This window comes from Ignavibacteriales bacterium (assembly GCA_016709155.1).
Lineage (GTDB): Bacteria > Bacteroidota > Ignavibacteria > Ignavibacteriales > Ignavibacteriaceae > JADJEI01.
Window position 1 is genome coordinate 1862260 of record JADJEI010000001.1, and the last position, 13997, is coordinate 1876256.

The 13997-nt window shown below is 35.1% G+C and carries 10 protein-coding genes and 1 pseudogene; 4 read left to right on the forward strand and 7 right to left on the reverse strand.

Annotation, left to right across the window (positions count from 1 at the left end):
- Nucleotides 1-49 precede the first annotated feature (49 nt).
- Nucleotides 50-1243, reverse strand: a complete 1194-nt coding sequence (locus IPH11_08875) for a hypothetical protein (GenBank protein ID MBK6913765.1) — start codon at nt 1241-1243, stop codon at nt 50-52.
- 139 nt (nt 1244-1382) lie between these two features.
- On the opposite strand from IPH11_08875, the gene IPH11_08880 reads away from it, so the two are divergent.
- Complete coding sequence (locus tag IPH11_08880; GenBank protein MBK6913766.1) at nt 1383-2258, forward strand: hypothetical protein; 876 nt, start codon at nt 1383-1385, stop codon at nt 2256-2258.
- Between the two features lie 149 nt (nt 2259-2407).
- On the opposite strand, the gene IPH11_08885 is transcribed toward IPH11_08880, so the two are convergent.
- The 6 genes and pseudogenes from IPH11_08885 to IPH11_08910 form a co-directional block, all read right to left on the reverse strand.
- Entirely contained in the window at nt 2408-3319 is a 912-nt protein-coding gene (locus tag IPH11_08885; GenBank protein ID MBK6913767.1) for a hypothetical protein, read from the reverse strand.
- A gap of 405 nt (nt 3320-3724) precedes the next feature.
- Nucleotides 3725-5104: an ATP-dependent protease ATPase subunit HslU gene (gene hslU, locus IPH11_08890; GenBank protein MBK6913768.1), complete on the reverse strand. Its 1380-nt coding sequence runs from the start codon at nt 5102-5104 to the stop codon at nt 3725-3727.
- A gap of 2 nt (nt 5105-5106) precedes the next feature.
- Nucleotides 5107-5649: an ATP-dependent protease subunit HslV gene (gene hslV, locus IPH11_08895; protein MBK6913769.1), complete on the reverse strand. Its 543-nt coding sequence runs from the start codon at nt 5647-5649 to the stop codon at nt 5107-5109.
- A gap of 10 nt (nt 5650-5659) precedes the next feature.
- The gene (locus IPH11_08900) at nt 5660-6307 is read right to left on the reverse strand and encodes a hypothetical protein (GenBank protein MBK6913770.1); all 648 of its coding nucleotides are present in this window, start codon (nt 6305-6307) and stop codon (nt 5660-5662) included.
- Nucleotides 6304-7752, reverse strand: a complete 1449-nt coding sequence (gene rpoN / locus IPH11_08905) for an RNA polymerase factor sigma-54 (GenBank protein ID MBK6913771.1) — start codon at nt 7750-7752, stop codon at nt 6304-6306. The genes IPH11_08900 and rpoN overlap by 4 nt, the downstream gene beginning before the upstream one ends.
- Before the next feature lie 3 nt (nt 7753-7755).
- Nucleotides 7756-8321 (reverse strand): annotated as a pseudogene (locus tag IPH11_08910) (DUF3109 family protein).
- Between the two features lie 151 nt (nt 8322-8472).
- Between IPH11_08910 and IPH11_08915 the strand changes: the two are divergent.
- From IPH11_08915 to IPH11_08925, 3 genes are all read left to right on the forward strand, one after another.
- The gene (locus IPH11_08915; GenBank protein ID MBK6913772.1) at nt 8473-9240 is read left to right on the forward strand and encodes an SDR family NAD(P)-dependent oxidoreductase; all 768 of its coding nucleotides are present in this window, start codon (nt 8473-8475) and stop codon (nt 9238-9240) included.
- A 78-nt stretch (nt 9241-9318) separates the two neighbouring features.
- On the forward strand, nt 9319-13185 hold the full coding sequence (locus IPH11_08920) for a lamin tail domain-containing protein (protein ID MBK6913773.1): 3867 nt from the start codon (nt 9319-9321) through the stop codon (nt 13183-13185).
- The gene (locus IPH11_08925) at nt 13143-13994 is read left to right on the forward strand and encodes a lamin tail domain-containing protein (protein ID MBK6913774.1); all 852 of its coding nucleotides are present in this window, start codon (nt 13143-13145) and stop codon (nt 13992-13994) included. Before IPH11_08920 ends, IPH11_08925 begins: the two co-directional genes overlap by 43 nt.
- The last annotated feature ends 3 nt before the right edge of the window (nt 13995-13997 follow it).

The following is a 13997-nucleotide window of genomic DNA, read 5'->3' on the forward strand; positions in this document are numbered from 1 at the left end:
AGCTGCCTTTTCGTTTAATGTAAAACAACCCAATCCCTCTCAGTTCCTTTTACCCCCGTTTATTTATCTCAACAACTTTGTTTTTACTGTAATCCATTACACCCACCATTAAACCGGCTGTAACAACTACTGCCCCGGCGATCTGATATCCTGTAACTTCTTTACCGAAGAGGAGCATAATAAATGGCAGCAGTGCCAGGTAAACATTTGTATAGGGTACCCAAAAATGTGCAGCGAATTTTGAAAGTTTGAAAAATCCAAAGCTGTAAATGTAGCCGGTTAATCCTGCCGCAATAACAAATAAAATGGGAAGCCAGTTGTTTGGAAAAATAGTTCCATCAAACAATGCAAAAAATCTATTATAGCCAACGGAGATAAAAATACTTTTGATTTTTGACTGATCTTTTTCGGAAACATTTTCTTGCATCACATAGAAATTATTTTGTTCAGTATAAAATTGAAGAAGGTAGTTTTTATTATTTTCATCAACTTTATTTAATACTTCAGTGTTAAAGGTTTTGGATTCTATTTTCGCTGGCATATTCACATTTAAGAAATTGCCAAGTACCGGAATAAGAAAAATTGCAGATGAGATGAAAATCATTTTCCATATTTCACGCCAGAAGACGAGTGCATTTGGTCCCACCCCCATCTTAGCTGTCTGCACAGTTTTATTATTTAAAACTTGCTGCGAAAGCAAGCATCCATTTATTATTACTATCCACAAAATAGCTTCAGCATCAAGTGCGTTAGTATTTTCGTTTGCCAAGCCAAGAAGCCAGGGAATATGTGGAACGGCAAGTCCTGAAATAACAAGCCCGATTCCAATCCAGTGTTCCTTTCGTATTGGAGCATTAAAAAGAATCTTTCCCAAAAAGGGAAGGAAAGCAAGATAAACATTTACATAAGGAGCAAAAATATGCGGGGAATAGTAACGGGGGAGGTAGAAGAAGCCGATGTTTTCAATTACTCCGGTGAATGCACAAATAATTATTGTTGATAGAGAAAGAAAGCCGGGCCACAAATATTTCATTTCCTTCCCTCGTATCAGTTCGATGACAACTGCAATAAAAGCCCAGGCAAGTTTAGAAATTTCCCTCCACCATGTCATCACACCGGGAGAAATATCAACTTTACTTCCACCTGTAAATTCGGGTTGATTGCCCATCCAGTTGAGAATATATTGTCCGCCAAGTCCGCCATTAATTATTCCAAGCCAGAGAATTAGTAATATCCATTCCACAATAAAATTCTTTCGTAATATTTCTATGAATGATGAAAAATTTTTCTGTAAAATTAAAGATTTTATTTTGCAATAACGTGATTTTTAATTTTTATATTCAAGTCAGAATGAAATTTTTCTAAACCAAAAGTATCATAATATGAAAAGAAAAGTTGCTTTACTTTCAACGGATAATTTGCAGAGATTTAAATGCTATGATAAACTGCTGATAGCACCAATGAAAAAAAATGGCTGGCTTGCGAGCGAAATTTCCTGGCGCGATAAATCAGTAAATTGGAATTCCTTTGATGCAGTGATTGTTAGATCAACGTGGGACTATCAGTTCGATCCAATGAAGTTTATTGATGTGCTGTCAAAGATAAATGACTCCTCTGCTCATCTAGAGAATGATTTGAAGATGATGAAGTGGAATATGAACAAACATTATTTGTATGATTTGGCTAATAAAAATATTTTAACGGTTGAAACGATTTGGGAAAGGGAATTCAATCTTGAAAAAATCATAAAATATTTTTCATTACTCAACACCAATGAAATCATAATAAAGCCAAACATTAGTGCAAGCGCTGAAAATACTTTTCGACTAAAAGCCGAACAATTAAAAGACCATCGCGTGAAGCTTGAATCTATATTTTCAACCCGCGAATTTATGATTCAGCCTTTCATGTCAAACATAATTTCCGAAGGTGAATACTCGTTGTTTTACTTTAATGGGCAGTACAGTCACGCAATATTAAAAACTCCGAAGTCGAAAGATTTTCGGGTGCAGGAAGAACATGGGGGAAAGATAGTTCCGGTTAATCCGGAGCCATCTCTAAAAAATGAAACAGAAAATATTTTGAGCAAGTTGAGTTCAACTCCTCTGTATGCGCGAGTTGATTTTGTTAGAACAAGCTCTGATGATTTTGCTTTAATGGAACTTGAATTAATAGAACCTTCGCTCTACTTTAATCTCGACGAAAAATCTGCTGAAAGATTTGTTAATGCTTTCATTGAAAGAATGAATTCATTGTAAGAGACTTCTGATAAAATCAATTAATAGGGCTTGTCATGGCAATGCCATCCAGGAAGAAATCAATAGATTCCGTTTTCACGGGAATGACATTTGGAATTTTTCAGAAGTCTCTATAAAATATTTTTTATCAAAGCAGAGCGAATAAAAAGTTAAAATGTAAACGTAACGCCAAACTTAAATTGATTATGAGCCAGTGGCGTTTCGGTTGAAAAAGGCCAATTCATTTTCGTCTGACGTAATTCATAAACCGCATACGAGATTCCATTCTTCAATAAAAAATTTACAACAGGTGCAGCCATCGGGGAAGACTCAATCACTTCATCAACAAATTCATCAACTGCCCATTGACTAATCGCTTCAAGAATTGCACTGCCGGACCATTTCCAGAATAAATGCCTTTGAAAAATTATTGATCGCTCATAACCTGCTTCGAGAGTTAAGTAATCGAAAAGCTTGATTCTTACTCCCCCCTCGCTGCCGGTTCCAAATCTTATTGATTTATTAAATAAATCTAGTTTTGCTTTTTCTAATGGTGAAGCCGGGCTGCTAAGCATTTCTAACCTTGACCAATCCAATGAGTAAGAATAATATGGAATGATTGAAACATTACCAATTTTATAGCCAAAGCCGTTTGACCAGCCGGTGCCGAAGCGCCACATCTGCCAATCAAGTTTTGCAAAATTAATTTCAGCACTATTTAATGAAGTTGAAAGCTTGCTGATGTAAAGGAAGTGATATTTATATTTCACAAGATCCTCACTAAAACCAGAAGCTCTTTCGGTAGTGTGTCCCAATTTCAGTTCTAACATTCCTGCATCATTAAAATTATTCGAGAAATTTTTAATATTTGAATTCACAAAACCGTAATTCAGACTTATGGTTGGTGAATGGTGAAAGTGATTGCCGAAGAATTCAATATCAAAATTGAAATCATCTAATTGTCCCCAATCATCATCTTCCCAAGTCCATTCATTTTTAGCAGTAGAATCTTGCTGAGCATTTACGTTCAGTGAAAAAGAAAACAGCAGAGCAAGTACGAATAGTAATATTTTTAAGTTCATAGTATCTCCTATTTATTTTGATTCAACTTTAATAACAATAGTTATTCCAAAAAATATTCAAGCAGAATTCAATCATTATTTAAAATTTTTACTCAAATTAAATAATCCAGCCTGAACATGTTCGTGAACTTGAACTTAAACCTGAACAAAGCTGTATTTTTTAATTTTACAGTAATTGTCGATTAAAAGAATTTAATCAAAAATAAATTATTGGAACAAAAGACTGAGATTTTATTATTTGGTTGGGAAGATAAAATGAGGAAGTGAAATATTTTGATGAATAGCGGAACATTTAAACAGAATATAAAAATAAAATTATTGCATGGAAATTAGTCCGGTAGAAAATAACGTCGAGCGACATATAAATAGATATTTTGCCGCCGACGAAATTAGAATATTCTTTGATTAAAGTATGAACTTAGTCAAATCTCTGTTTTTTACAATTTTATCAAGTTTATCCTTAACAGATTTAGCATTTATTTTTACTTTCTCCTGTGCAATATTATCGGGTGCGTTAAACAGAATCTCATCAAGGAGAGTCGTAAGAATTGTATGCAGTCTTCGTGCGCCGATGTTTTCAACCTGCTCGTTTACCTCGGAGGCAATGCGTGCAATTTCGCGAATTCCATCTTTTGTAAATTCAATTTGAATGCCATCGGTAGCGAGCAATGCAGCATATTGTTTAAGTAAAGCATTTTCAGGCGTAGTTAATATTTTAACGAAATCTTCTTCAGTCAAACTTTTCAACTCAACTCTGATAGGGAATCTTCCTTGCAGTTCGGGGATAAGATCGCTTGGTTTTGAAACGTGAAAAGCACCAGAGGCAATAAATAAAATATGATCACTTTTAACAACGCCGTATTTTGTGTTAACATTCGAACCTTCAACAATCGGAAGCAAGTCTCTCTGAACACCTTCACGCGAAACATCGGGGCCATGACCTTTACCCCCACCAGCGACTTTATCAATCTCGTCTATAAACACAATGCCCGAATTCTGGACCTTTTCGATTGCTTCTTTCTGCACTGCTTCCATATCAATTAATTTTTGAGCTTCTTCCTGTGCAATTAGAGTGCGTGCCTCAGCTATGGTTGTTTTTCTTTTCTTTCTCTTTTTAGGCATGATCGAACCCATAATTTCCTGTATGTTAATGCCCATATCATCCATGCCAAAAGGACCGAGAATCTGCATACCCACATTTGCAGTAGCAGCAGAAGAATCATACTCGATCATTTTTTTATCAAGCTCCCCCTTCCTTAATTTCTCTCTCATCCATTCGCGTGTTTTTTGATTTTGCAATGCGTCAACATCCTTATCATTATCGTTCGTAGCACCTGCAGGCTGAGTTTTTTTAACCGGAGGAATAAGTAAATCTAAAATTCTTTCTTCCGTTAGTTCATTGGCTTTTGCCTGAACTTCTGTGGTTTTTTCTGATTTTACCATGTTCACTGCAATATCGGTAAGATCGCGTATCATTGATTCGACATCTCTGCCTACATAACCGATTTCAGTAAACTTCGAAGCTTCAACTTTGATGAATGGAGCTTGAGAAAGTTTAGCGATTCTTCTGGCTATTTCAGTTTTGCCCACCCCTGTTGGTCCGATAAGAATAATATTGTTCGGAAGGATTTCTTCACGGAGAAAATCCTGAACCTGCTGACGCCGCCAGCGATTGCGCAGTGCAATTGCCACAGCGCGTTTAGCTTCATTTTGTCCAATTATATATTTATCAAGTTCATTAACAATTTGGGTGGGTGTTAAATGTTTTATATCAAATACTGCCATAATTATTTCTCAATTGTTTCAACGTTTATTTTATCATTTGTATAGATGCAAATTTCACTTGCTATCTGAAGACTTTCGCGGACTATTTCTTTTGCGGAAAGGTTGCTGTATTTTTTCAACATTCGTGCGGCGGCTAATGCGTACATCCCCCCCGAACCTATGGCAACAATTTTATCATCCGGCTCAATAACATCACCATTGCCGGAAATAATTATTGAATTGCCCTCTGCAACTACTGCAAGCATCGCTTCAAGTTTCCGAAGATATTTATCACTTCGCCATTCTTTTGCAAGTTCAACTGCAGCCCGATTTACATTTCCACGGTATTGTTCAAGTTTGTCTTCGAATCTTTCTGCGAGTGTAAATGCATCAGCGGTGGCGCCCGCAAATCCGCAAAGTACTTTCCCATTTGCAATTTTTCTGATTTTCATTGCGTTATGTTTCATTATAGTGTTGCCGAAAGATACTTGCCCATCGCCGCCAAGGGCTGCTTCTCCATTGTGAACAATGCCAATGATAGTGGTTGATTTTATTTTTTCAGTCATTCTTTATCCCTTAATTTTTATTTATAGTATAAGGAGAAAATAATTTGTAAGGTATGATAGCCGGAACATATTTTTGATATTCTGAGTAGTCGCTTCCGAAAATTTCAACCAATTTCTTTTCTTCATAAATTGAACCTACCCAAAAATACAAAATTACACATACAAGAAATGTGATATAAAATAGGTCCATCACCGGTCTAAAGAGCAAAAAGATAATTGAAAAAAAATAGACCGGGTGCCTGCAGTAACGGTATGGTCCCTCGATTCTAAAGGACATTCTTTCATCAAGTTCATCAGCCGAATAATTATTCTGTAAATATCGTTTGATCTGATCTATTCCCAAAAATTCTTTTGTACTAAAATATTTAAATGAAAATAAAGCCCCAATTAAACTGCCAAACTGCGGTATCAGAATTATCAAATCAAATGGACTTTGCAGATCATAAATTATAATATCGGGCCGGGGGGATAGCTCATAAATTATTGCAAGTGAAAATATGGAGAAAAGATTATAGAATATCCTATAAAAAGCAATTTTATTCCCAAGCCAGCCGGCTAATTTTTTCTTTAACCAAAGGGAGGCTAATATGGAATGTGAAAAACCGAAGACAATAAACAAAAATATTATACCCAGGACGGAGGGTATGTATTCAATCATAATTCTTTTCTAAGCCGGGCGACGGGGACTCTAAGCTGCTCTCTGTATTTAGCTATCGTTCTTCTTGCAATATGGATGCCTTCTTCATTCAATAACTCGGCAAGTCTATCGTCACTCAGAGGTTTCTTTTTATTTTCGGTTAAGACCAGTTCTTTGATTCTTTCTTTAATATGTTTATTTGAAACTTCTTCGCCTGAATCAGTTGCCAAGCCTTCGCTAAAAAAATATTTTAGCTCATGAATTCCCATAGGACTTTGAACATACTTACCATTAACAACACGGCTTATGGTAGAAATATCCATTTGAATTTCATCGGCAATGTCTTTGTAGATCATTGGTTTTAGAAGCTTGGGGCCTTTTTCGAAAAATTCAAATTGTCTTTCAAAAATTGCGCGCATAATTTTTAACAGCGTTTCTCTTCTCTGCTGTATGCAGGCTATGAACCATTTTGCAGATTCAAATTTTTCTCTTAAAAATTTATACGTTTCTTTTTCGCGAACAGTTTTTTTCTTTTTCTTATTTGAATCAAACATTTCAAGATATTGCCTGCTAATGGTAACCGAAGGCATACTTTTATCGTTTAATGTGATGATATAATTGTCTTCAATTTTTTCAATTAGAAAATCCGGGGAAATCTGATTCATTCCTAAAATTTCAGCATTACCTTCGCCTGGTTTGGGGTTTAAATTATGGATGATGTTCAGAGTAGCACGAAGGCTTTCTTCAGTCAAATTAAGTTTTTGTTTTATCAAATCATAACGTTTGCGAGTGAAATCAATGTAACAATTGCTCAACAATTCATCAGCTAAATATTTATAGTATGCATCAAAGTTTCCGGCACGAAGCTGGATGAGCAAACATTCCTGCAAATTTCTTGCGGCAATACCAACCGGGTCGAAACGCTGTATTTTTTTTAACAGAGTTTCTGATTCTTCTTTTGAAATATCGAGATGTTCAAACATATTCAGTTCTTCAACAATATCTTCGAGCGCTCTCTTTAAATATCCATCGGCATCGAGGTTGCCTATTATTTCTTCGCCAAGTATATAAAGTTTTTCATTAAGGTTTAGTAAGCGTAATTGTTCGGTTAGTTTTTCACTCAAAGTATCTCTTGAGTGAGCGATAGGATAGTAAACTTCATCATCGGCACTTCGGTTTACCTTATCGTGTTCAAAATCAAGATCATTCATGTAATCTTCAATATCAAATTCTTCCTGCTGAGTCTCGGTTGTTTCATCATAATCTTCTGATTCACTTGATTCTCTATCCTTATCATCCTGCTCCAAAGTTTGATTTATTTCTTCTTCAAGTAAAGGATTCATTTCCAATTCTGTTTTTATTCGCTGCTCTAAAGCCAGTGTATTTAATTGCAGTAATTTTTGATACTGAATTTGCTGCGGCGACAACTTTTGCAGTTGAGAAAGTCTTTGATTTAAACTAAGCATTTTTTATCCGTTAGATTCCTTTAATTTTTTATACCAGTTTTTTCCATATTTCCTTATTAAAGCATCACTGCAGAAATCTGCAATGGTCATATTTTGTTCTTTGCCATTCTCTAATGCAGGGGTGCATTCGCTAAATTTTTCGTAACGCAAAATTTCTCCGCCAAAATCCGAAATCCTGATTGGGAACAAATGACAGGAAATTGGTTTTCTGAATTTTGATTTTCCTTCAAAAAAAATTTTTTCAAGGCTGCATTTTGCAATATCTTTTTCATAATAAACAAATACACAAGCGCGGTTATTTATTGCACGCGTCATTAATTCACCGTCTTTTTTTCATAGAACCCGCTCTGCTGAATCTCTTTCCAATGGTCTTCAGAAAGCAGTGATTTAACTGACGGCAAAACATTTTGTATTTCGGATACTTCTTCTATCAATAATGGTGCCCCAAATTCACTTTCTAAGGTACAGCAAGCTCCTTTACATTTTTTTAGATCGCAAGCAAATGGTGTTTCTTTGATTTCTTTGCGAATTAAAACATTTTCGACAGGTATGAACTTATTATCAAACATTGGAATAATTTTTGTTCTAAATTAACATTTTTGAATGAAAATCAAAATAAGCCTTCTTTGCATGTAATTTTTATCTATTCTTTTTACAATCTGTAAAAAATTCTGCATTATTTTTCTTTATCGTATTACTCAACTCAATTTCGAGGTATAAATGCATCTCAAAAATAAAGTAGTTTTGGTTACCGGCGCTTCAAGTGGAATAGGGAAATATCTGAGCTTATTACTTGCAAAGGAAGATTGTAAATTAATTCTACTTTCAAGAAGAATTAATGAACTTGAAACGTTAAGCGACTCGATTAAATTGAACAAAACTCTGACGATTTATAAGTGTGATGTTTCAGACCTCGAACAGGTTGAATTAATTTATCATCAAATTAAAAACAAATTCGGGAAAATTGATATTGCTGTTTTGAATGCCGGAGTTGGTCATCAAGTAAAAATCCAGGACTTTGATATCAATCAAGCCAAAGAAACTTTTGATACAAATGTTTTTGGTGTATTGAATTTTTTTAAAGTATTGCTTCCGGATTTTATAGCAAGAAGAGGTGGTTATATTATTGGTGTTTCAAGTATGGCTGATGTTCGTGGTTTTGTAAACAGTGGAATTTATTGTGCAAGTAAATCTGCGCTCAGCAAAATTCTTGAAAGTTTTAGGATCGAGTTAAAATCTTTTAATGTTAAAGTGATAACAGTCAGACCGGGATTTGTTCAAACACCGATGACTGCAAAAAATAGATTTCACATGCCGTTCCTACTAAAGCCTGAGGAAGCAGCGGAAATAATTTTAAATGGGATAAAGAATGAGAAGTCAATTATTCAATTTCCATTGCCAATGTATTTTGCATCAGAGCTGATCAGGCATATTCCAAATTCACTTTTTGAATTTCTATCTTCAAAATTTCCAAGAAAACGGCAGTAATTTTTTTGATAAAAATAATTTTTGATTGTAGTTTACTTCTAAAGTTCAAATAATTGACAAATAGTTTCAGAGGGACAGTTGATTAAAAATTTTACTTTTGTATTTATACTTTTCTTTGCGGCATTTATACAATCTCAGTCAGACTCTTTATTAATTCTGAGTGAGGTAATGTTCTATCCAACTTCCGGCAACAATGAGTTTGTCGAAGTTTATAATCTTAGTGCTGCAGAAAGCTTTGATTTAGCCGGTTACAAGTTTAAATATTCTACCTCCTCCCCGGATGTCTTTATCGATGCAGGATTTGGAACAGTACTGCCGCCGCTTTCTTACGCAGTAATTCTGGAGGGTGATTATGATTTTGTTTCCGGAATTTATAATTCAATTATCCCTTCGGATGCGTTAATTCTAAAAATATCCGACAACTCTTTCGGCTCCTCGGGAATGTCAAACACCGAAGATAGAATTATAAAATTGATTAATCCTTCAGATGACACGCTTCAGGTTTATACTTACTCGGCGAACAATTCACAAAGCTTTTCCGATGAAAAAATTTCCTTGAGTCGTGACAACACAATTGAAAATTGGGCGAACGCAATAACAATAAATGGAACACCGGGTTTTGAAAATTCAGTTACGCCTGTAAATTACGATTTGCAGTTAAGTTCAATCACAGTCTCTCCCGATTTACCATTTGAGGGAGATGATGTTCAAATAGATATTACAATAAAAAATATTGGAATACTATCCGCTGGTTTTTATTCGATTGAAGTTTATAATGATTTGAATCTCGACTCAATTCCTGAAGCTAACGAATTATTCTACTCAAATTCATTTTCAAATCTTTTGTCAGATGATTCAATAACTACTTCAACGAACTTAACTGCACTTTCCGCCCGCAATTATCAAATCATCGCACAGGTTGTTTTTGCAGAAGATGAAAACAATTCGAACAATCAAAAAATAAAATTGTTCACAGTGTTTTTACCGGGAGCAAATTTTAATGATGTTGTCATTAATGAAATTATGTATGCGCCCGATTCCGGTGAGCCTGAATGGGTTGAATTATTCAATCGCTCCTTAAACACAATCAACTTAAAGAAATGGAAATTGAGCGACGCACTTACTGCGGTTTCAATTACTCCGAATGATTTTATTTTACAGCCCGATAGTTTCGTAGTGTTGAGTAAAGATTCTTCGATAATCAATTTTTATAATATCCCTTCGAGCTTGATTGTATTTTCTTTGCCCGCTTTAAATAATTCGGGTGATGCTGTAGTGTTAAAAGATTCAATTGGATTTTTAGTTGACAGCCTTTTTTACTTGCCTGATTGGGGAGGGAGTATCGGCGGAAACTCCCTCGAAAGAATTCTTGCCGGCGGTGAAAGTAATTCATCAGAAAATTGGGGGACTTCCGAAAGCATTGATCGTGCGACTCCCGGTAAAATAAATTCTCTCTCACCAAAGGATTATGACCTTTCAATAATAAACTTTTCAACTGAAAAAGATTTTGTGATTTTGGGTGAACAAGCACAATTCGATATTAAGATATTAAATAAAGGTTTGAACTCGTCACAAACTTTTCAGGTTGAAATATTTAAAGATGCAAATGTAGATTCTATTCCACAGCCGTCTGAATTTGCAACGAATTTTTCGGGACAGCAATTATCAAGCGGTGACAGTACTTCATTTGTTTTTACTTCATCGGATTTTTCAGCCGGTAAAAATTATTTTATTACAAAGTTAATAACTTCGATTGATGATGACACAACAAACAATATAGCATTTGAGTCAATAAATGCAGTAAACATCAACGAAATCAGAAATGATATTGTTATAAATGAAATTATGTATGCACCCGATTCTCCCGAACCTGAATGGATTGAACTTTTCAATCAAAGCAACAAAATAATTGACTTAAAAAATTATCAGCTATCCGATAACAGCGACACAACTAAAATCATTTCACAAAGTACAATCCTCAATCCTTCAGAATATTTTGTTATTGCTGACGATAGTTTATTGCTTAACATTTATAACATCACTTCTCAATTAGTAGTTAAAAGTTTTTCAGCATTCAATAACACCGGTGATAAAATTATTCTGCTTGATTCTTTGGACAGGGTGATTGACTCGCTTGAATATTCCGATAATTGGGGCGGAAGCGAAGGTAATTCACTCGAAAGAATAAACGCTGAGTTTAGCTCAACAGATTCATCAAATTGGAAAACTTCTTCCAGCAGGTTAGGTGCCACACCGGGCTTTATCAATTCTGTTACCCGAAAAGATTTTGATATTGAAGCCTCTGATATTTTATTTACACCAGCCTTTCCGCAAATACGGGAGAACGTTACTGCGTCAATTAAAATTAAAAATATCGGAAAAAATCCCGCCGATTTTTCTTTCTTCTTTTACGAAGATACAAATCTTGATTCTATTCCTGATTTGCTGCTTGAAACTAAAAGTGGGTTTAATCTTTCGGCGGGGGATTCGTCAAACATTCCAATAAATTATTCAATTCTTAATTTGGAAAGCAAACGAGCTTTTTTTATTCGGGCAATTTTTATTTTTGATCAGGATACAACTAATAATTTCTTTTATAAAGCAATAGCGCCAGGCTTTCCTCCGCTTACAATTTTAATAAATGAAATTATGTACTCACCTCTTGGCGGCGAACCCGAATGGATAGAAATTTATAACACTTCGGAAGACACAATTAATTTGAACGGCTGGTCGGTTGCAGATGTTTTAACCACTTCAAGTTCAGCTTTAATTAATAACGATTTTTTTGTTGCCGGGAAATCCTACTCAGTAATTACCGAAGATACTTCTATTTTTAATTTTCATAGAGTTATCCCTTCCAAAGTTTATCAATTGAGTCTGCCGTCGTTTAACAATGATGCTGATGGTGTTGTGCTTCGTGATAATCGTGGTGCCGCCATTGATTCCGTATTCTACATCAGTGATTGGGGCGGAACCGGTGGGTATTCACTTGAAAGAATTTCATTTGATGCGCCTTCAAATCTTTTCACAAATTGGAATTCATCAATTGATATTGAAACAAGTACACCCGGTAGAATAAACAGTCTGACTCCGAAACAGTTCGATCTTTCTATAATATCAATGCTTTTCAATCCTAAATATCCAACCGAGGGGGAGGATGTTTTTATCAATGCACAAATCAGAAATAACGGAAGTTCTGCTGCTCAAAATTTCACTCTTCAGTTTTTTATTGACTCCGATTCAAACGAAGTGGCTGATCAACTATTAAGCGAGCATACAATAACAACTCTTGCCGCCGGTGATTCGTTTTTCGTTCAATCTTCTTCACCAATAGTTAACTTAAATAAAAAAATTCTTTGTGCAGTAAAAATTATTTTTTCAACAGATGAAGACACTTTAAACAACTATTTTGAAAAATCAGTACAGCCCGGTTTTGCTGAAAAATCTGTTTTGATCAGCGAAGTAATGTCTGACCCTGCAGATGGCGAACCTGAATGGGTAGAAATTATCAACAATTCAAACGATACAATAAATCTAAAAAATTGGTCAATAAGTGATGTACTTTCAACACCGACAAAAAGTTTTATTTCATTAGACGATTATTTATTTGCGCCCTCAGAATTTTTAGTGATCGCTCCTGATACGTCTTTCAAATCATTTCATCCTGATTTTACAGGAAAATTTATTGCCGTTAATTTCGGCACATTGACCAATTCTGCTGACGGCATTATTATTTATGATTTCAGAGATGGAATAATTGACAGTTTGCTCTATCGTTCGTCATGGGGCGGGGCAAAAGGTGTTTCACTTGAAAGATTTAGTTATTCTGCTTCAACAAATGACAGCATAAATTGGGCGACTTGCCTTAATGCTAACAGCAGCACACCGGAGAAGTTAATTCATTGTTTGACTTACCTGACTATGAAAGAAATTCAATTATTATAAACGAAATAATGTTTGATCCGGATATTGATAACAGCGAGTTTATCGAGTTATTAAATTTAAGTGCTGACTCTATAAATATTGGTGGGTGGAAAATCGAAGACTTAAGCGGAAATTTTTACAAATTGGCAGAGACAAGTTTCTTCCTTCCTAAAGAAAAATATTTTATTCTTGCTGCAGATTCACTGATGTTAAAAAAATATTTACTTACGGACTATCGCTACAAAACACTCTCAGGTGAATCAAGCCTCGGCTTACTGAACTCCGGTGAAGCAGTGATATTAAAAGATGTAAAAAGAAATATTATTGATTCGGTTTTTTATTCGGATAAATGGCACAATAAAAACATTTCGATTCTAAAAAACCGATCTCTCGAAAGAATCAATCCTACACTCAACTCGAATGATCCTCTAAATTGGAGTACTTCAGTTTCCAATTTTGGAGCAACACCTGCCGAACAAAACAGTATCTTCACAGATAATTTGAATAGCACTGCAAATATTTCTGTTTCACCAAATCCCTTTTCACCGGATAACGATGGCTTCGAGGATTTTGCAATTATTAGTTACAATCTTTCACAACCCGTTGCTCAAGTAAGAATAAAAATATTTGATAGTCGTGGGAGATTAGTGCGAACACTTGCAAATAATTTGGCAAGCGGATCAAACGGCTCAATTGTATTTGATGGACTAGAGGATGACGGACAACCAATGAGGATTGGCATCTACATAATCTTTCTCGAAGCATTAAATGATAACTCCGGTGTTGTTGAAACATTAAAAACAGTGGTTGTAGTAGCAAGAAAACTTTAATCC